Source organism: Pseudoxanthomonas sp. LjRoot127, assembly GCF_964253495.1.
GTDB lineage: Bacteria > Pseudomonadota > Gammaproteobacteria > Xanthomonadales > Xanthomonadaceae > Pseudoxanthomonas_A.
In genome coordinates, this window is the sequence record NZ_CAXUQR020000001.1 from 1,097,563 (window position 1) to 1,118,769 (window position 21,207).

The 21,207-nt window shown below is 67.8% G+C and carries 10 protein-coding genes; all 10 read right to left on the bottom strand.

The features are described from left to right. Nucleotides 1–61: 61 nt before the first annotated feature. The gene (locus tag ACSQ19_RS05320) at nt 62–2,623 is read right to left on the bottom strand and encodes a glycoside hydrolase family 3 protein (protein ID WP_436000469.1); all 2,562 of its coding nucleotides are present in this window, start codon (nt 2,621–2,623) and stop codon (nt 62–64) included. Next, complete coding sequence (locus ACSQ19_RS05325; RefSeq protein ID WP_436000471.1) at nt 2,620–4,029, bottom strand: sugar porter family MFS transporter; 1,410 nt, start codon at nt 4,027–4,029, stop codon at nt 2,620–2,622. The genes ACSQ19_RS05320 and ACSQ19_RS05325 overlap by 4 nt, the downstream gene beginning before the upstream one ends. A 46-nt stretch (nt 4,030–4,075) precedes the next feature. Next, nucleotides 4,076–5,410, bottom strand: coding sequence for a xylose isomerase (xylA, locus tag ACSQ19_RS05330; protein WP_436000473.1), 1,335 nt, complete (start codon nt 5,408–5,410; stop codon nt 4,076–4,078). A gap of 44 nt (nt 5,411–5,454) precedes the next feature. Continuing rightward, entirely contained in the window at nt 5,455–6,948 is a 1,494-nt protein-coding gene (xylB, locus tag ACSQ19_RS05335; protein ID WP_436000475.1) for a xylulokinase, read from the bottom strand. A 13-nt stretch (nt 6,949–6,961) separates the two neighbouring features. After that, complete coding sequence (locus ACSQ19_RS05340) at nt 6,962–9,322, bottom strand: glycoside hydrolase family 95 protein (protein WP_436000477.1); 2,361 nt, start codon at nt 9,320–9,322, stop codon at nt 6,962–6,964. Between the two features lie 7 nt (nt 9,323–9,329). Then, nucleotides 9,330–12,164: a TIM-barrel domain-containing protein gene (locus ACSQ19_RS05345; protein ID WP_436000479.1), complete on the bottom strand. Its 2,835-nt coding sequence runs from the start codon at nt 12,162–12,164 to the stop codon at nt 9,330–9,332. A 67-nt stretch (nt 12,165–12,231) separates the two neighbouring features. Continuing rightward, nucleotides 12,232–13,905, bottom strand: coding sequence for a DUF5597 domain-containing protein (locus tag ACSQ19_RS05350; RefSeq protein ID WP_436000481.1), 1,674 nt, complete (start codon nt 13,903–13,905; stop codon nt 12,232–12,234). Nucleotides 13,906–13,912: 7 nt separating this feature from the next. Further along, entirely contained in the window at nt 13,913–15,820 is a 1,908-nt protein-coding gene (locus ACSQ19_RS05355; RefSeq protein ID WP_436000483.1) for a sialate O-acetylesterase, read from the bottom strand. Continuing rightward, nucleotides 15,817–18,015 (bottom strand): cellulase, encoded by a 2,199-nt coding sequence (locus ACSQ19_RS05360; RefSeq protein WP_436000485.1) that lies wholly within the window; start codon nt 18,013–18,015, stop codon nt 15,817–15,819. Before ACSQ19_RS05360 ends, ACSQ19_RS05355 begins: the two co-directional genes overlap by 4 nt. A 120-nt stretch (nt 18,016–18,135) precedes the next feature. After that, nucleotides 18,136–21,087 carry a TonB-dependent receptor gene (locus tag ACSQ19_RS05365; RefSeq protein ID WP_436000487.1) on the bottom strand — a complete coding sequence of 984 codons (2,952 nt, stop codon included), beginning with the start codon at nt 21,085–21,087 and terminating at the stop codon, nt 18,136–18,138. Nucleotides 21,088–21,207 lie beyond the last annotated feature (120 nt).

Here is a 21,207-nt window from a genome sequence, read left to right on the forward strand (position 1 = left end):
CCCCGTTCGTTTGCCATCGCGGGCGATCCGGACACTGATGCGTCCGGATCGCCCTTCGTGGTCAGCGTGCGCAGTCCACGGTCTGTTCCGCCTGGTCCAGCGCACCAAGCGCCACGCGCGATACCGAGATCGTCATCGTCCCGGCGGTACCGACAGACCACGGACGATCCAGCTTGGCGACATCGGCGCCGGCCTTGGCCAGGCACTTCAGCGGCACGCCGACGCGCGTCCACTGGCCCACCGGCAACGTCGCCAGCGTCGGTGCCAGCGCCACGCGTGCAGTGCATCCGGTGCCGCAGCCGACCGACAGCCAGGCCTCGCCGCTGGGCGCGGCGTCCACGCGCAACGTGGTCAACAGCATCACGTCGCCGTTGCTCTCGCGCTGCAGGTCCAGCGCCGTGTGCGACTGCAACGCCGTGACCGCCTCGCCCTTGCCCGACCAGGCCAGACGGCGCGCGTCCTCCTGTGCCTGATGATCCACGCCGGTGACCTTCAGCCGCTCGCCGTCGAGTGCCTCCGGCACCTTGGTGACCGTCACGCCCTGCCCGTCCGCGCCTTCGAGCCGCAACGCCATGCCGGACCCGGCCTCGCCGCGCGCGAAGAACACGCCCGTCGCGCCTTCATCGCCGCTCACGCCGGAGTCTTCCGGCAACGCGGCCAGGTCGCCCTTGTCGGCGTAGGTCAGGCCGAAGCCGAACGCGAACAGCGGGTCGTAGCCTTCCTGTCCCACATTGTTGGCGTATTGCGTGGCCGTGCGCGGCCAGCTGAAGCTCAGCTTGCCCTTGAAGTCGTGCTGCACGCTGCCATCGGCCTTGCGCAGCACTACATCCGCGATTCCCGCGCCTTCCGAACCCGGCAGCCAGGCGGCCACGAACGCATCGGCGGCATTGATCTCGCGGTTCATCCACAGCGGGCGCCCGCTCAGGAACACCGCCACCACGGGGATGCCCTCGGCCTTCAGCCGCTTGATCAGTTGCAGATCGCTGTCATCGCCGGGCTTGTACAACAGCGTGGTCAGGTCGCCCTGGAACTCCGCGTACGGATTCTCGCCGAACACAACCACCGCCACGTCGGGCTTCTGCGTGTACGTGCCGTCGACGGCGAGGATCGCCTCGCCTCCCGCCGCCTTCGCCTGCTGCGCGATGCCCTCGTAGATCGAGTCGGCGTTCGGGAAATCCTTGCGCGTGGTGCCCGTGCCCTGCCAGTTGAGCGTCCAGCCGCCGGCCTGCTTGCCGACATCGTTCGCGCCATCGCCGGCCACGAGGATGCGCTGCTTCGGCGCCAACGGCAGTACGCCGCCGGCATTCTTCAGCAGCACCAGCGATTCGCGCACCGCCTGGCGTGCCACGGCGCGGTGCTCGGGGGCGCCGAGCAGGGCGAACTGGCCACCGACGGCCCGCGTCGACGGTTTGCCCGCCTCGAACAGGCCCAGGCGGACCTTCACCCGCAGGATGCGCCGCACCGCATCATCCAGCCGCTCCTGGCTGATCGTGCCGGCCTTCACCGCCGCCAGCGTGGTCTCGTAGAAGCCCTTCCAGCTGTCGGAGGCCATCGCCATGTCCAGGCCGGCGTTGATCGTGGCCGGGCAGTCGGTGTTCGTGCAGCCCTTCACCTGGCCGTGGCCGTTCCAGTCGCCGACCACGAAGCCGCCGAACTGCATGCGGCCCTTCAGTGCGTCGGTCAGGTACGGCTTGTTGCCGTGCATCTTCTCGCCGTTGACGCTGTTGAACGAGGCCATCACCGTCTGCGCGCCGGCCGCGATCGCCGGCGGATAGCCGGCGCCATGGATGCGCACCAGGTCGGCTTCGCTGATCTTCGTATCGCCCTGGTCCTTGCCGTTGGTGGTGCCGCCGTCGCCGAGGAAGTGCTTCACCGAGGCGATCACGTGGCGGCCGTCGAGGAAGCCGGGCGTGCCGACCTTGCCCTGCAGGCCCTCGACCATCGCACCGGCGTAACTGGCCACGATCTCGGGCGATTCCGAATAGCCTTCGTACGAACGGCCCCAGCGGTCGTCCTGCGGCACCGCCACGGTCGGCGCGAACGCCCACTCCATGCCCGTGGCGCGCGTCTCCAGCGCGGTGACCTCGCCAATCCGGCGCAGCAGATCCGGATTGCGCGTCGCGCCCAGACCGATGTTGTGCGGGAACAGCGTGGCGCCGACGATGTTGCTCTGCCCGTGCACGGCATCGATGCCGAAGATGATCGGGATCGCCTTGCCGCCCTGCGAGGTATCCATCGACGCCTCGTAGAAGGCATCGGCCAGCGCGAGCCACTCGGTCGGCGAGGCGTCGTAGCGCCCGCCGGGGTCTGAATTGCCGCCGGCCAGGATCGAGCCGAGCCGGTACTTGCGCACGTCGTCCGGCGTGATGCTGGCGATATCGCCCTGCACCAGCTGGCCGACCTTCTCCTCCACCGTCATCGTGGCCATCAGGTCGGTGATGCGCTGCTCGAGCGCCGCGTCCTCGGCCAGCGGCCAGGCGACCTGCGGCCACGGAGTGGCATCGGCGGCGGTCGCGGGCGCGGCCGCCTTGTCGTCGCCCTTGCAGGCGACCAGCGCCAGCATCAGGGCAGCCACCAACGCGCCGGTGCGCGCGAGGGAAGTGCGGGGGGTCATCGTCTTCATCCTTCCATCTGCTCCAGTTCCTTGCCCTTGGTCTCGTGCACGTACTTCAGCACGAAGAAGACCGAGATGATCGCCGATACCAAGTAGATGCTGTAGGTCGCGGCCAGGCCGATGGCGGCCAGCAGGATCGGGAAGGTCACCGTGACGGCGAAATTCGAGGTCCACTGCGCCGCCCCGGCCACGGCCAAAGCCGATCCGCGGATCTGGTTGGGGAACATCTCGCCCAGCATCACCCACATCACCGGGCCCCAGGAGATGTTGAAGAACACCACGTAGGCATTGGCCGCCACCAGCGCCAGCGTGCCCATGCCTTCGGGCAGCTGCAGGTGGCCATCGACCAGCGAGCCGCTGGCGAACGCCCAGACCACCAGCGCCAGCGACACCGCCATGCCGGCCGAGCCGATCCACAGCAGCGGCTTGCGGCCGATGCGGTCGATCAGCAGCACGGTGACGATGCAGGCGCCGATGCTGAGCGCGCCGGACAACACATTGATGGCCAGCGCATCGTTCTCGGAGAAGCCCACGGCCTGCCACAGCACCGCGCCGTAATAGAAAACCACATTGATGCCGACCAGCTGCTGGAACGTCGCCAGGCCGATGCCGACCCAGACGATGGGGCGGATCTTGCCGGTCGTCTTGTTCTTCAGATCGGACAGCTGCGGGCGGTGATGGTCCTGCGACAACGAGGCATCGATTTCCGCGAGCTTGACCTGTGCCTCGACACCGCCAAACAGGCGCGTCAGCACGCGCAGCGCTTCGTCCTTGCGGCGCTTCACCACCAGGTAGCGCGGGCTTTCCGGAATGGTGAGCAGCAGCACCAGGAAGATCACCGACGGCACCGCCTGCATCCAGAACATCCAGCGCCACGCGGCATGGCCGCCCCACAGCGCTTCGGTCGAGGCACCCGCCTTGGCGGCGAGCAGGTAGTTGGACAGGAACGCCGCGGTCAGGCCGCTGATGATCGCGATCTGCTGCACCGTGGCGAGCCGGCCGCGATAGCGCGCCGGTGCGACCTCGGCGATGTAGGCCGGCGAGATCACGCTGGCGGCGCCCACGGCGAAACCGCCGATCACGCGCGCGATGACGAACACGACCGACGAGGTCGCCACACCTGCGCCGATCGCCGAAAGCAGGAACAGCACCGCCGAAATGATCAACACGTTGCGCCGGCCGAGGCTGTCCGCCAACCGCCCCGCGCTGAACGCGCCGACCGCGCAACCGAGCAGCATCGAGGCCACCTCGAAACCGAGGCCCGCCTTGGTGGAACCGAATGCCTGCTGCAGGCCGTCCACGGTGCCGTTGATGACGCCGCTGTCGAACCCGAACAGGAATCCGCCGATCGTCGCCACCACGCTGATCAGCACGATCAGCTTGGTGTTCTCGCCCCCGGTCATCGCCTGGTTCATTGCTGTCCTCTTCCTCGAATCGTGTTGTCGTTGCGACCTGCCGCGCTCAGCGCAGCAGGTACTGGTTGAGCAGGTTCTCGTAACGCTCCTGCTTGCCGCTGGTCTGCTTCGGTTCGCCCTGCGTCGCGGCCAGCGCTGCCAGATCGGCCAGACCGAGCTGGCCGGTCTCGAAGTCCTTGCCCTTGCCGCTGTCGAAGCTGGCGTAGCGCTCCTTGCGCCACTGCTCCCACGGCGACTCGGTCAGCAGCGCGTGCGCCACTTCCAGGCCGCGCGCGAACGCATCCATGCCGCCGATGTGGGCGATGAACAGGTCTTCCAGATCGGTCGATTCGCGACGCACCTTGGCGTCGAAGTTCAAGCCGCCTTCCAGCCCACCCTGGCGCAGCACCACCAGCATCGCGCCGACGGTGTCGTACAGATCGGTGGGGAACTGGTCGGTGTCCCAGCCGTTCTGCGCATTGCCGCGGTTGGCATCGATGCTGCCCAGCAGCCCGTGGTCGGAGGCCACCTGCAGGTCGTGCTCGAAGGTGTGGCCCGACAGCGTGGCGTGATTGGCCTCGATGTTGAGCTTGAAGTCCTTCTCCAGCCCATGCTCCTTCAGGAAGCCGGCCACGGTGGCGCTGTCGAAGTCGTACTGGTGCTTCATCGGCTCCATCGGCTTGGGCTCGATCAGGAAGTTGCCCTTCAATCCGATGCTGCGGCCGTAGTCGCGCGCCACCGTCAGGAAGCGGGCGAAGTGCGCCACTTCGCGCTTCATGTCGGTGTTGACCAGCGAGGCGTAGCCCTCGCGGCCGCCCCAGAACACGTAGTGTTCGCCACCCAGTTCGACCGTGGCCTCCAGCGCCGCCTTCACCTGCACGGCGGCACGCGCCACGACGGCGAAGTCCGGATTGGTCGAGGCGCCATTCATGTAGCGCGGGTGCGAGAACAGGTTGGCCGTGCCCCACAGCAGCTTGATGCCGGTCGCGTCCTGGCGCGCTTTCGCCAGGCCGACCATGTGCTTGAGGTTCTTCTCGTACTGGCCGATGTCCTCGGCATCCGGGGCCAGGTCGATGTCGTGGAAGCACCAGTACGGCACGCCCAGCTTGGTGAAGAACTCGAACGCCGCATCGACCTTGGCTTCGGCCGTGGCCATGGGCGAGCCGGCCTCCCACGGGAAGTGGCGCGTGCCCGGGCCGAACGGATCATGGCCGGCGTTGCAGAACGTGTGCCAGTAACAGACCGCGAAGCGCAGGTGCTCCTGCATCGTCTTGCCGCCGATGGTCTTGTTTGCGTCGTAGACCTTGAACGCCAGCGGGTTGTCCGAGCCGCGCCCTTCGAAGGGGATGCGGCCGATGCCGGGGAAGTATTCCTGGGCGCCGATGAAGGGCTGCGTGCTCATGGGGCGGTGTTCCTGTGGTTGTGCGAGGTGTCGCGTGGGGGACGTCAGCCGCGTTGCAGCGGGGTGACGGCATCGAGGTACTGGAGGAAGCGGCGGTAGGCCGCCGCATAAGCCGGTGCGCGGGACGCATCGGGCCTGGTGGACAACGCGGGATCGACGGCCACGTGCGTGCGGGCGATGTCGGCGATGGAGGCCGCATCGCCCTCGGCACGGCCGAGGGCCCACAACGCCTGCAGTGCCGCACCGAACGCGGCGCCTTCGGCTTGTACCGGCACATCGACCGGCAGGCCGAACACGTCGGCCACCAGCTGGCGCCAGGCCGCACTGTTGCTGCCGCCGCCGGTCAGCACGATGCGCTCGAAGGCCATGCCGGCGCGCACGAAGGCATCGAAGCCGTACTTCAGGCTGTACGTCGCGCCTTCCATCGCCGCGCGGTAGAGGTGCGCCGGGGTCATGTTGGTCGGGTCCATCCCGGCCAGCACGCCCTTGCCGCGCGGCAGGTCCGGGGTGCGCTCACCGTTGAGGAAGGGCAGCATCACCAACCCGTCCGCGCCCGGCGGGGTGGCCTGCAGGTGGGCATCGCCTTCGCGCGTGCTGAAACCGAAGGTCTTGGCCACCTGTTCGGTGGCCACGGTGCAGTTCATCGTGCAGATCAGCGGCAGCCATCCGCCGGTGGAGGAACAGAACGCGGCCCAGGCACCGTCGGGGTCGACGACCGGCACGTCCGAGTAGGCGAACAGCGTGCCCGAGGTGCCCAGGCTCATCGCCAGGCGGCCCTCCTCCACGCAACCGGTACCGATGGCCGCCATCATGTTGTCGCCGCCACCGACGGCGACCTTCGTCGTGGCCGGCACCCCCAGTCGCGCCGCCATGGCGGGATCGATGTCGAACAGCGCGTCGGGCGGCGCGATCGGCGGCAGGCACGCAGCCAGGTCGCGGTCCGCATCGGTCGCGTGCAGGAGTTCCTTCGACCACGTGCGCGTGCGCACATCGAGCCAACCCGTGCCGGAGGCATCGCCCCACTCGCAGAAGCGCTCGCCGGTGAGGACAAAATTGAGGTAGTCGTGCGGCAGCAGGATCGTCGCCAACCGGGCGTAGGCCTCGGGGCGATGCGTCTTCGTCCACGGCAGCTTCGAGGCGGTGTAGCCGGCGAGGATCGGATTGCCTGCCAGCGCGATGGTTTGGGCCGCACCGCCGACCGCCTCCATGATCTGCGCACACTCGGCCGTGGTGCTGGTGTCGCACCATAGCTTCGCCGGGGCGAGTACTTCACCTTGCGCATCCACCGGCACGAAGCCGTGCTGCTGGCCCGACACCGACAGCGCGGAGATGCGCGCACGCACGGCAGGATCGATGCGGTCGAAGCACGTCTGCATCGCCGCGACCCACTCCGCCGGATGCTGCTCGCGGCCGCCATCGTCCCTACTGATCAGGCCAAGCGGCGCGCTGGCGCTGGCCACGATCGCCCGAGCCGCGGCGTCGTACACCACCACCTTCACGCTCTGCGTGCCTGCATCGATGCCCGCAACCAGACTCATCGGATGCCCTTCTTCATGCTTCCACCAGCGCGCCGTCGCGCAGTCGTACCGTGGCAGAGGTGCCCGCGGCGAGTTCAAGATCGAGCGTGCGGCCTGCATGGACCAGCTGGTAGCGGCCGCCCTTGTCCGAATGCAGCGTGGCGCGTGCGAGTCGCCCTGCTTTCCATGAAAGATCCAGGCGCGCCGCATTGCGCACGCGCACGCCTTCGAGTTCGCCGTCGCGCCATGACGACGGCAGCGCGGGCAGCAGGAAGATCGATCCGCCCCAGCTCTGCACCAGCATCTCGACGATGCCGGCGGCGCCACCGAAGTTGCCGTCGATCTGGAACGGCGGGTGCGCGTCGAACAGGTTCGGGTAGCTGCGCTGCGGCGACAGCAGCATGCGCAGGATCTTCAGGCTGTGCTCGCCATCCCACAGGCGTGCCCAGAAGTTCAGCCGCCACGCGATGCCCCAGCCGGTGGCCTCGTCGCCGCGGATTTCCAGCGTGCGTTGCGCGGCGCGTGCCAGCTCGGGCGTGTCGCGCAGGTTGATCTGCGCGCTCGGGTGCAGGCCGTAGAGATGCGAGATGTGGCGGTGGTGGATCTCGGGCGCCTGCATGTCCCAGTCCTGTTGCCACTCCTGCAGCTGCCCAGCCTTGCCGATCCGGTTGGGCGGGAGCTGCGCGCTCAGCGCGGCCAGGCGTGCGGCGAAATCGGCGTCCACGCCGAGCACGCGCGCCGCTTCGATGCACTGGCCGAACAGGTCGCGCAGGATCTGCGCATCCATCGTCGGGCCGGCGCAGATCGCCGCGCCGAACGGATGTTCGTTCTCCGGCGACAGCGACGGCACGGTGACCTTGTGGCCGGTCTGCGGATCGTCCTGCAGCGTGTCGACGAAGAACTGCGCGGCGCCCTTGAACAGCGGCCAGACCTGCTTCAGGTAATCCGCATCGCGCCCGTAGTCCCAACGATCCCACAGCGCCTGCAGCAGCCATGCACCACCCGTCGGCCACAACGCCCAGCGCGCGCCATCCGGCGGCGTGGCGGCGCGCCACAGGTCGGTGTTGTTGTGGAGCATCCAGCCGCCGGCGCCGTACATGTCGCGGGCGACGCCGGCACCGGTCTGCGCCAGTTCCTCCAGCATGCGCTGCAGGGGTTCGACGCACTCGCCCAGGCCGTTCTGCTCGGCCGGCCAGTAGTTCATCTCGGTATTGATGTTGACCGTGTACTTGCTCTCCCACGGCGGATCCATCAGGTCGTTCCAGATTCCCTGCAGGTTGGCGGGCTGGCTGCCCGGCCGCGAACTGCAGATCAACAGATAGCGTCCGTATGCGTGGTACAGCGACACCAGTGCGGGATCATTGCCTTGCGCGAACGCGGCGATGCGCTCGTCGGTCGGCAGGTCCGCTGCGGCGGTGCGGCCCAGGTCCAGCCGCACGCGATGGAACAACCGGCGGTGCTCGGCGAGATGCTCGGCGAGCACGCGATCGAAAGCCTTTCCCTTCACCCGTGCCAGCTGCGTGGCGGTGATCGCGTCGGGATCGCCGCTGACATCGTCGTGCGCGACGTGGCTGGTGGCTGCGACGATGCGCAGCTCCAGCTCGCGCACGCCATCGAAGGCGATCTGATCCTGCTCCACCCGCAGCTGGCCCTCACGGTGCGCAACCTGCACGCGGAAGGCGAAGCGCAAGCGGCCTTCGATGCCGTGCTTTCCGACGTTGCGACCGCTGACGTGCCAGCCGCCGTCAACGATCCGCGTGGTCGTCGCATGCTCGTTGCCGGTGCGGATCCGGCCGATCATCGCGTCGCCGCCTTCGACGGTGTAGCGCACGACGAGACACTGGTCGACCGACGACACGAAGACCTCGCGCCTGTGCAGGCCCGCCCCCACGCGGAACAACGTGCGTGCGACGGCGGCATCGAGATCCAGCTCGCGCCGGTAGTCGGCCACGCCGTCCAGGCGGTCGAACTGCAGCCACAGGTTGCCCAGCGGCTGGTAGGCCATCTGTTTCACCGGCCGCGAGATCAGCGTGTCGTCGGCCAGCGCGGCGGCTTCCGCGTAACGACCCGCGAAGATCAGCGCGCGCACCTGCGGCAGTCCCTCGCGCGCTTTCGGATTCACTGCCGAATACGGCCCGCCCGCGTACAGCGTGTCCTCGTTGAGCTGCAGGCGCTCATGTGCCACCCCGCCGAAGACCATCGCACCGAGCCGGCCGTTGCCGACGGGCAGCGCCTCCACCCAGACCCGCGCCGGCTGGCGATACCAGAGCGTCATGCCGGCGCCCGACAGCGCGTCGCCGGCCCCGGCAGGTTCGGCACCGTGGGTGCTCGGGATCGCGACGGTGGCCAGTCCGGCCGCCGTCGCTTTCAGCAGGTCGCGTCGGTTGAACTCCATCGACCCGTCAGCGCTTCTTCACCACCAGCGCCTTGCCGTCGTAGCTGACGGTGACGTCGCCCCGCGGTTCCAGGGTGCCGGCATCGGCGCGCGGACCGTCGATGAAGCGCACGCGCACCTCGCGCGACGCGACCATGCCGGGATAGCGGCCTTCGCGCGCACCGATGCGCAACTCGCCGCTCTTCTCGTTCCACGCCAGCGGAATGCGGCTGGATTCGCCGCGTTCGTAGCCGTAGCTGCGGCCGTTGTCCTCGTACAGCGAGAACGTACCGTCGGCGCCGGTATAGACCTCGATCGTCAGCGGCGCATCGGGCTTCTCGTCCACGTACTGCTGCACTACCGTGCGCGGCACGATGGCGCCGGCACGGACGAACAGCGGCATGCGCTGCAGCGGTGCGGCCGCCTCGATCGTCTGGCCGCCGTCGTAGCGCTTGCCGGTCTCGAAGTCGATCCAGCTCGTGCCCGCGGGCAGGTAGACCCGGCGCGTGGTCGCCTTGAACGTCGTTACCGGCGCGACCAGGAACGCGGGGCCGAACAGGTACTGGTCGGCGATGTCGCGCACCTTGGGATCGGACGGGAAATCCATCGCCAGCGTGCGCAGCAGGGTGCCGTCCTGGTGCCAGGTGTCGCCGGCCAGCGTGTAGATGTACGGCAACAGCGTGTAACGCAGCTTCAGGTAGTGGACGAAGCTGTCGTAGTGCGGCGTGCCTTCCGGCGCGATTTCCCAGATCTCGCGGTACGGGAACTGGCCGTGCAGGCGGAAGATCGGTACGAACGCGCCGTGCTGGAACCAGCGCAGGCTCAGTTCGCGCCATTCGGCCAGGTGCGCAGGATCCTTCGTCTCGTAGCGCTTCTCCGGCGAGAAGCCGCCGATGTCGAAACTGACGTTGGGCGCACCCGCCATCGAGGCATTGACCAGGCCGGAGATCTGCTCGCGCAGGTCGTCCCAGCGCGGCACGATGTCGCCGCTCCAGAACGCCGCACCGGCACGCTGCTGGCCCGCGAAGAACGCACGCGACAGGATGAAGACGCGCTTGTCAGGATCCTGCTCGCGCGAACCGCGGTAGACGCCTTCCGAGTGCACAAGCGGATACGAGTTGAAGAACTCCGTCGACGGCCCCAGCGCGGTCGGCGTGGTGCGCGCCTTGCGCTCGCCGATGTCGATGTTGCTGTGCAGGTCGGGCTCGCTCGCGTCCAGCCACCAGGCGTCAAAGCCTTTCGCGTTGAGCTTGCCGTTGACCTGGCGCCAGAAGATGTCCTGCGCTTCCTTCGAATACGGGTCGTAGAAGGAGTTGAGATAACCCTTGCCGATCCAGTCCAGCTCGCCCACCTCGACATTGCGGTGGTACATGTGGCCGGCGGCGTCGAGCTCCTTGTAGTTGGCCGTAGTCGGATAGAACTTCGGCCACACCGAAATCATGATCTGCGCGTGCTGGTCGTGGACGTGGTCGACCATGCCGTCCGGATCCGGGAAGTTCTTCGCATCGAAATCGTGCGAACCCCAGGCGTCTTCCGGCCAGTACGACCAGTCGAGCACGATGGCGTCGATCGGCAGCTTGCGTTTGCGGTACTCGTCCAGCGCGCCGGTCAGCTCGGCCTGTGTCTTGTAGCGCTCGCGGCTCTGCCAGAAGCCGTACGACCACTTCGGCAGCAGCACGGCCTTGCCGGTCAGCGTGCGGTAGCCGGCCAGCACCTGGTCGGCGTCGTCGCCGGCGACCACGTAGTAGTCGATGGCCTGCGCGGCCTCGGACCAGATAGAAAGGTCCTTCGCCTCGTCGGCGGGCAGCGGATCGCGATGCAGCAGCGCGATGTAAGCCGGCTCGATACGGTCCCACACCAGCTTGACCTTGTGGCGCTGGCCGGCCTTCATGTCCAGGGCGAACTCGTGGTGCCACGGGTTCCAGTTCTGGCGCCAGCGGTCGAGCACGAGCTTGCCGTCGACGTAGAGCTTGGCGTACTCGCTGTTGTACAGCGAGAACGTATGCCGGCCATCGCTGCGCGCGGCGATCTCGCCTTCCCACACCACGTCGCTGCGACCGCCCTCGGCCAGGTTCTTGCCCGCGGCCGGGAAGTTCGCCAGGTCCTTGATGTACTGGTAATTCACTTCGCTCTCGCGACGCTCGACCACCTGCTTGCCGTTGACGGTGTAGCGCGCCGTCAGCGCGCCCGGCTTGCCCTGGGCGTCGAACAGGTCCAGCGACGCGCCCAGCGGCTGCAGGCCGCGCGGATCGCCGTAGCGGGTGATCGCGTTGCTGTCCCAGAGGATGCCGTAGTGGCGCGTGGAGACGAGATAGGGAATCGCCTTGTCGATGTTGTGCTGGAGCAGTTCGACATCGCGGCCCTTGAGGTTCATCCAGCCCTGCTGGTGCAGGCCGGTGCCGTAGAAGGCCTCATCGTCGGGGGATTCGAAGCGCTGGCGGATGACGTAGTAATCCTTGCCCTCGACCTTGGCCGGCGTGAACGTGCGCGCACGCTCGGCCAACAGCGGCTTGCCATCGGCGTCGAAGAAGCTGACCTGGCCCGTGCGCGCATCGACCTTCGCCGAGATGCCCTGGGTGCTGACCGTCACCTGCCCGCCGGATTCGCCCACCTTCACCGCCGGCGGTGCGCCGGTCTTCGCGCGCATCAGGCTGGGCGTGCGCGCGAAATCGCCATCGGGATCGGCCATCACGCGCAGGATGCCCGGCGCGACTGCTTCGACCTTCACGTCGGCGGCGGCCGCATCGGCCGGCCGCACGATCACGCCATGGTCGATTTTCTCGACCGCGCCCTGCCCCGTGGCGTTGGCGCCCGCTGCGGCCAGGGCCAGCAGCGGCACCGTCAACGTCTTCAAGTAACCCATCGCTTGCTCCTCGTTCGGGCGCGTGGGCACCCGGGTTCTGGGACCGGCGGGCCGGTCCGCGGATCGATCAGTAGGTCGCCAGCTTCACGCGCAGCAACTGCGGGACGCTGGAGAAATTGAGGCCGTAATCGGTCTGGTCGCCATTCCAGCGACGTCGGAAGACCCACTTGCCGTCGACGTAGGTGCCTTCGTCGACGTACTCGTAGATCTGCCGCGCGGCGACGGCCGGGTCTGCCGCATCGATGTTGATGCGCGCATGCGCGCCAGCGACGAGGAACTCATCCGGGCCCAGCTGCACCACCAGCGCGCGGCCGATCGGTTCGGGATTGCCTGGCGGCTCGCCCTGGAACCAGAACTGCGGCACGCCATAGGTGACCACCATGTTCCAGCGGTCATCGATCTTCACCGTCTGCACGGCCTGTCCGGGCTGCTCGGCGGTGCCGCGCACCTTGCCCTCGAAGCTTGCCTGCGCGATCACGCGCGCCGCCGGGCGCACGATGGCGTAGTTCAGCGCGAACGATTCCAGCGCCTTCTCGTCCAGGTGCTTGGCACCGAGCGGCCAGTTGGAATAGCGCGAGTAGTCGATGCCGAACGGCGACCAGCCGATCGCCTGTTCCCCCAGTGCGGAGAAGAAGTAGCGCGGGTATTCCTCGCGGTTGCCGGTTTCGGCGACGAACAACGGATTGTCGGGGCGCGAGTAGCGGTCCAGCACCGTGGTGTAGTGCGTGTATTCCGGCATGTAGATGTCCGGCGCCAGCAGGTCGATGTGCGGCGCGGCGGCCTTGTACACGTCCAGCACGTTGTCGGTGGGCCCACCGCTGGCGTACTGCCCGGGCTGGCCCGGGTTGAACGGCCCGCGCAGCGCGGCGTTGACGAACATCGGCAGCGGATAGACCGCCTTGCCAGCCTCGGCGACCTGGTCGATGTAGTGCGCGATGTGCCAGGCGTGGAAGTACTCGTCCGCGTCGGCGCCGAACACCTCACGCCACGTGCCGGGCGTCTTGCCGAGCTTCTTCAGCAACGCGTCGGGCACCGGGCCTTCGAACACCTTCTGCGCCAGCGGCGAGAAATCGCGCACGCTGCCGTAGGTGCCGGGTTCGTTCTGAGGCTGCACCATGATGACGGTGCGCTGCGGGTCGGCGGCCTTCAGGTGCGTCATCAGGGCGACGAAGGCCTTGCGGTCGGCGTCCAGCGTGGCCTGCGCATGCGGCGACAGGGAATTGAGCATGCGCCCATCGGCGGTGATGACGCGCGGGAAGCGCGTGTTGTCCAGCTTGACCCAGGCGGGTGCGTAGTTCGGGCCGTTGTTCTTCCAGGTCGCGAACCACAGCAGCACCAGCCGCACGTTCTTCTCGCGCGCCTGCTTGAGCAGCACGTCGACGAAGGAGAAGTCGAAGGTACCCTCCTTCGCTTCGACCTGTTCCCAGGCCACCGGCACCATCACCGTGTTCGGCTTGACCACGTCGATGGCGGGCCAGACGTCGTCCAGCGCCTGCGGCCAGTTGCTGGAGTTGTTGACCTGCGCGCCGAGGATCAGGAACGGCGCGCCGTCGACCATCAGTGCGTGGCGTCCGTCCCTGCTGACGATCTGCGGGATCGGCGTGGCACCGGACGCATCGGCCGCGCCGTCGCCCTTCGCCGTGGCCGGCGCATCGCCTTTTCCGGCGGGCTGGCAGGCGGCCAGGCCAAGCAGCGCGACGAGCGACAGGAGCAATAGGCGGCGCGGCATCATCGAAGGCATTCGGGAGTCACCATGCATCGGTACGGAAAGGCGAGGCAGGCAGGCCCGCCGCATTGATCAGGTTGGCGTCGGCCGGGTTGTCGGACCAGCCATAGCGCAGGGCCACCGGCGCCTTCACGGCGTCGCTATGCACGACGACACGACCGTCGATGAGCGAGGCCTCGGCGGGATGGAAGACGCGATCGGCACCGGCCAGTGCGAAGCCGTGCACGCGCGTGCCGCCTCCGCGCACGGCAAGGGCGCTGCCGCCATCGTCGAAGGCAATGGTCGCGACGCCGTCCGAGAACTGCGCCTGCGTATGGACCGGTCCGTGGTAGACCAGTGATTCGCCGTACGCGACGTGCCGCGCCGCCAACGCAAGCCGCTTGCCGACATCCTGCTTGTTGAGCGGATGGATGTCGGCCGGATTGCCGATGTCGATGGTCACCACCTGAGCGGTGGCCGGCAACGCCAGCGTGGCCGACTGCGATTCGCGCAGCATCGCCCACGGGCTCTGGTCGCCCTGGTCGACGCCGGAAGAGAAGTTCGCCAGCTGCACCCACAGGAACGGCATGTCGGGGGACTGCCACTGGCGGCGCCACTGCTGGATCAGGGCCGGGAACTGCGTGCGGTACTTGAGCGCCTCCGGCACCGTGTTCGCATTCGATTCGCCCTGGTACCAGATCACGCCGCGGATGGCGTACGGCTGCAGCGGATGGATCATCCGGTTGTAGAGCAGCGTGGGATGCTGGTTCTTGTCATCGACCAGCGCCACGGTCACGCGCGACGGGCGGAACGACCAGTCCGCCAACGGACGCGCACTGCCGCTTGCTGGCTGCACGAAGACCTCCGCCGGCTCGCCGTGGATGCCACCGCCGCCGCCGAAGTCCGACACGCGTACCGCCACCTGGTTCACGCCCGCGCGCAGCGCCGTGGCAGGCACGCGGTAGCGGCGCGGCTGGTTGTACTGCATGCGCGTTTCGCCGACCTGCACGCCGTTGACCCAGGTGATGTCGGAATCGTCGATGCGCCCTACGCCCAGCGTCACGCCGGCGGCGGCTTCCTCCGCGCTCAGCGTGAAGGTGGTGCGGTACCACGCCACGCCATCCAGCCCATTCCAGCCCGTTTTCTCCCACAGCGAAGGCACCGTGATCGGCACCCAATCGCGGGTATCAAGGTCGCGCTTCTCCCAACCGGTGTCGTCCGCCGGCCAGGAGGTCCAGCGTGCCAGGTGGGCATGCGTCTGCTCCAGCGCGCGCGTGTCGGCGTCGCGCAGTCGTTCTGCCTGCGCCCGCAACGCAGAGGCATCGACACCCTGCGAGGGTGCATCCATCCAGGCCTCGATCCGGCTGCCACCCCAGGTACTGTCGATGATGCCGATCGGCACGCCGGTGACCTTGCGCAGTTCGCGGGCGAAGAAATGGGCGACGGCGGAGAACTTCGGCGCGGCCTGCGGCGAGGACGCCACCCATTCGCCGCCTTCGAGCTGTGCCTGCGGTTCGCCCGACCACGACTTCGGAATCTTGAAATGGCGGATCCGCGGGTCGGTCGCGCGTGCGGCTTCGACGTCGGGGTTCGCCGACTGCGCGATGGGCCACTCCATGTTCGACTGCCCGCTGGCCAGCCACACGTCACCGACCAGCACGTCGCGCAGCACGCGCGGTTGCTTGCCATCGTCGATGCGCATCACATGCGGACCGCCCGCCGTCTGCGCGGGCAGCGCCAGCGACCAGCGTCCATCGGCTGCAGCCTGCGCCGTGGCCTCGCGGCCGGCGAAGGTCACGTGCACGCGCGCGCCTGGCGCGGCCTCGCCCCAGACGCGCACCGACTGGTCGCGCTGCACGACCATGCCGTCGGCGAAGATGCGCGGCATCTCGACCGCCTGCGCGGCAGGGATGGCCAACAGGCCCAACAACAGCGGGACAGCTCGAATCATTCCGGATCTCCGTACCAGATGCCGCGCCCTTCGGTGCCGAAGTAAACGCGGCCATGCAGGCGGGGATCGCCTGTCACATGGCGGATGATGCCGCCGAATCGCAGTGCGTCACCATCGATGCGGCGCCAGCGGCGCCCGCCATCGTCCGAACGGAACAGGCCACGCTGCCCACGCACTTCGCCGAACACGAACAGCACGGGCGCGTCGCCCTCCTTCGCCGGCTTGCCCAGCCCCACGGACATGACGTTGTCCACTCCGGGCACGCGCTCCAGCTTGCCGGGCGCGAGGTGCAGCAGGCCGCGCCACGATGCGGCGATCCAGGCTTCGCCCATCTTCTCCGGGTGTGGCCGGATCTCGGCGCGATACCAGTCGCCGATCTGGCCGACCGGCGCGCGCACTTCGTCGAAGGCGACGCCTCCGTTGCCGCTGACGTAGAGCTTGCCGCTGATCGCATCGAAGCCGTAGTAGATCCCTTCATCGACGCGGTCGGCTTCCACCACCGCGGTCTTCGGCAGGCCTTTCACCGGCTGCCAGCGCCCGCCCATGTCGGCGGTGATCCAATGGTGTTCACCGTTGCGCGGATGCCAGATCGCGCGCTTGCCGTCGGCGGCGAGCGTGATCTGCCCGGCACCTTCGCCATCGGCCGGCTCGGTCGCGAAGGCGGTCCAGGTACGCCCGCCATCGTTCGACCACGCGCCACGCACCGCGCCTTCCGGCCGGTTGTGGAAGTAGCCCGTGCGCACCATCACCTGCGGGGCGCGACCGGCGAAGGCGAGGCTCTCCGTGTTGGAGAAGCGCACGCCGGCGAAGCGCTGCTGCGAGACATCGAGAGCGTCGTGGACGAAGCCGTCGACGTCGCCGAGGCCGCTCACCAGGTGCGCGCCTTGCGGCGGACTGGCCAGCGCCAGCGGCACCGTTTCCTCGAAGCCCGCCTGTTCGAAACGCCACGCCATCTCGGCGCCCGCATCGAAGGCCTTCGCATTGGTGGAGGCCCACACGCCGTAGCCGGTGACGAACAGCAGGCGGTTGGCGTCGAAGGGATCGATCTCCAGGTCGGCCATCCAGTGCGGCTTCGCGTCCTGCGTCCACGGTGCCGACGCATGGTCGAACCCGGACCGCGGGAACAGCGCCGTCCATGTGCGGCCGCCATCGAGGCTGCGATAGATGTCGTCGTGCGGCTGGTACCGGCGGAACGTGCTGGCGATGATGATGTCGGGATTGGTCGCATCCACCGCCACGGCGCCCCAGCCGAAGCCGGCATCGGCCTTGGAACGGCGCACCGGGGTGATGTCTTCCCAGCTATCGCCCGCGGGATCGAAGCGCCAGACGGCACCGTCGGCCATGTTGTTCGGACCGGGCTCGTCGCCGTAGCTCAGCAGCCAGCGGCCACGCGCATCGCGCACCATGTGGCTGGGGCGCAGTCCGACCGGCTGGCCGGGCACGGCCTGCCACGTCGCGCCACCATCACGCGAACGATAGAGGCTGGTTTCGTTCGTCGAGACGCCGGCGTAGATTGTCTTCGACGGTACGCCTTTCGTGCCATCGACCGGATCGAACACGACGAACGCGATGCCCACCGGGCGCAGCTCGCGCCACCCCATCGCCCAGGCAGACCGGTCTTTCGCGATCGCGGGAAAGCCCTGGCTCTCGCGCCACGTCGCGCCGGCATCGTCGCTGCGCCACAGACCGTTGGCGCGCGTGCCGAACAGGAGCACGCGGCCGTCGTTCGGATCCACCGCGAGGCGCTCCCCGTTGCCGCGACCCTGCTCGTTGCCACCGAACTTGAACGGCAGCGGCGCACGCTGGAACGTGGCCCCGCGATCGGTCGAACGCAGGATCACACCATCCTGCCCACGCTCATGCAGATAGGTGCCGACGGCAAGATAGAGACGATCGGGATCGGACGGATCCAGGGCGAGGCTTTCCACGCCGAAGCGACCGCTGTCGTCGTGGCCCATCCAGTCCATCAGGGGTTGCCAGCGCTGTTCGCGCGGCTGCCAGCGGTACGCGCCACCGATGTCGGTACGGGCGTACAGCAAGCCTTTCTCGTGCGGATGGAAGACCAGGCCGCTGACGAAACCGCCGCCACCGATGGCGACATTGCGCCAGCGGTAGCCGGTGACGTCGTCCTTCGCCGCCGCGCCGGGCACCAGCAGAAAAACGGACAGCGCGAGGATCAGGCGGAGCGTGAGCACGGAATCTCCTGTCGGGAACAGCGGTGCGCCGGCAGGAAGCACACCTCGGGCGCCGCACCAGGCGGGCGCCGGTCCATCGAAGGAACGGCCGGCGATACCGGCCGTTCCCGGGGTGCTGCATCAGAACGTGAAGCGGAGCGTCGCGGCGTAACGGCGGTCGTTGACGTACCACGACGTGATGCGCTTGCCTGCGCCGTTCTGGTCCATCAGCGTGCGCTGCTCGGCATTGTTGAGGTTGTTCATCTCGAGACCGAACTGCACGTTGTCGGAGAAGCGATAGAAGATCGATCCGTCGAGCTGGCCGAAGCTGTCGCTGTACACCGGCAGCTTCCACGGGATGCCGCCGTCGCCGCCGTTGTAGCCGTTCGGGCCGATCGACAGCAGGTATTCGCTGCGCCAGTTGTAGGCCAGGCGAACCTGCCACGGACCCTTTTCGTAGAACGCCGCGACGTTGTACGAATTCTTCGACAGGCCATCGGCCGGCAGGTCGCCGAACAGCGAACCGTCGGTGTCGACGGGCACCGCGTTGGAGGCGGCCGGAATGCTCGTGGAGCTGTCGATGTAGGTGTAGTTGGCGGACATGCCGAATCCGTCGAATGGCGCGGGCAGGAAATCGAAGAACTGGTTCCAGCCGATCTCCGCGCCCTGGATCTTCGCCTTGCCGACGTTCACCAAGCGGGAAACGCGATAGTCGTACTCGTTGCCATCGACGCCCGGATAGGCGAGCAGCTCGGTCTGCTGGCGGAAGTAGTCCTTGATGTCCTTGTAGAAGAAGTTCACCCAGGCCATGCCGCCGCTGTCCGGCGCGAAGTACCACTCCAGCGAAAGGTCGAACTGGTTGGCCTTCATCGGCGTCAGGTACGGGTTGTCGGTGGAACTGCCGGTCAGTTCCAGATCCTCCGGGCCAAGCTCGTCGCCCGGCTGCGGACTGACGCCGTCCCGGACCGCCACGCTGAGCACCTGGTAGGCCTGCATGTCGCTGAAGGCCGGTCGCGCGATGGCCTTCGATGCGGCGAAGCGGACGACCCAGTTCTCGGCCGGCTCCCACTTCACGTTCGCGCTGGGCAGCACGTCCGTGTACGAATTCTCTGCGGAGATCGGTTCCGACTGGCCCGTGCCCAGGTACGGCGCGAACGCGTTGTTCGGGTACACCAGATAACCCTTGGCGCTGTTCTCCGTGCGCACCACGCGCACGCCGACGTTGCCGTCGATGCGCGCCTGGTCCATCGCGAAGTTCAGCATCGCGTAGGCGGCGTAGGTGCGCTCGTTCTGCACGTTGCCCCACTGCGGATCGGCGAGGTTGCGCGGGGTGATCTGGCCGTAGCAGCAGGTGTAGTACGGGACCGCGGCGCCGTGGATGTCGAGGTAGCTGTTCGGGAAATCGAGCGCGGTGGACAGCACGGGCGAGTAGAACGAGCCCGGCGTCGACGCACCGCCACGGTAGAAGTTGTCGAAGGTGATCAGGTTGGTCAGGCTGGAGTTGACCGTGCCGTTGAGGTCCAGGCCCGGCAGCGGCACGCCGCCCGGCAGCGCCCACCACTGCATCCACGGCTGGAACACCGGCTGCCAGTCGTAACCGGTGTCGATGCTGTGCGCATCGCGGTCGGTGACGCGCACGCCGAACTTCACCGAATCGAAGACGTTGCTGTCGAAGCTGTGCTTCAGGTCCGCGCGCCAGGCGATTTCGTCTGCGGTGTTGTCGTCCTGGTGGTCCATCGTGAACCCCCAGTAGTAGTTCGCGGGGTTGGCGGTGAACTGGTTGTCGACGCCGATCCGCGGCACGCCATGGCCCAGGTCGATGTCGATGTAAGGCACGTTGAGGCCGAGCGACACCGTGGAATCCAGCGCTTCGGTGTTCGCCTTGATGTACTGCACGTCGGTTGAGAACTCGGTGCGGTCGCTGAACAGCCACTTCAGGCCGAACGAGTAGTCGGTGGTGTCGGACTTGCGGTGCGAGGCGCGGATGTCCGTGCCCATCGGGATGTCGCCGTTCGACCGCAGGCGGCCCGAAACGAACACGTCGCCATCGAGTTCGTACGGCTCGCTGGCATCCACGCGCACCTGCAGCGGATCGTTGGAGACGAAGATCGCGTCTTCGTACCACAGCTCGTCGTATCGGCTCTGGAACGCGGTGGCGAACAGCTCCAGGTTGTCATTCGGCCGCCATTGCAGCGCGACGTAGGCGCCCTGGCGCTCGCGCTCGTACTCCAGCGTGCGCCAGTCGGCGCCGCGGGGCAGCCACAGGCTTTCGTTGGTGCCGTCGTTGTTGAGGTCGGAGTTGGCGGTATTGAAGAACGGCCGCACGAACATGCCGTCGGTACGCGTCGCCAGCTCGGAATGGGCCAGGTTGACCAGGATGCCGAACTCGCCTGCATCGGTGTCCCAGCGGTTGCTGAAGAGCACCGAGCCCGAGGGCTTCAGCTGGTCGGCGAAATCGCCCCGGTTGGCGCTGAAGGACATGCCGAACCGGCTGCCGTCGATGTCGAACGGCATGAAGGTGCGCAGGTCGACGGTGCCGCCGAGGCCGCCCTCGATCATGTCGGCCTTCTGGTTCTTGTAGACGTCCACGCCGGCCATCAGTTCGGCCGGCACGTCCTGGAAGCTGAGGCTGCGGCCGCCGGACGCGGAGAAGCTGTCGCGACCGTTCAATTCGGAACGGACCTGGGTCAGGCCGCGCACCTGCACGCCGCCGCCTTCTGCGGAGAAATGCTCCGGATCGCCGACCGTCAGGAAGCGATCGATGGTCACGCCGGGAATGCGCGACAGCGTTTCGGTGACGCTGCGGTCGGGCAAGGCGCCGATATCGAGCGCGGTGACCGAATCGACGAAGGTGTCGGCGTCGCGCTTGATGTCCTGCGCCCGATACACGGAACCGCGGATGCCGGTGACGACGACCGCATCGAGTTCGGTGGGCGTATCGCCCTCTTTCGCCTCGGTCGTGGCCTCCTGCGCGAACGCAGGCGCCGACAGCAGCAACGCGATGCCGAGAGCGAGGACGGTGGGTTGCAGGTGGCGGCCGGCGGAACGGCCCGCACGGGGTCCAGCCGCGATGCGGCGCTGACGCGTTGACATGGATGTTCCCTCCCAGGACACATGGCAAACGATGGAGTTGTGGTCCTGCCCGGACGTCTTCGCGCCCCGTGGCCGGATGAAGCGATGGCGGCTGCGGCCCCCGGCCGCGGTCGTCGATGG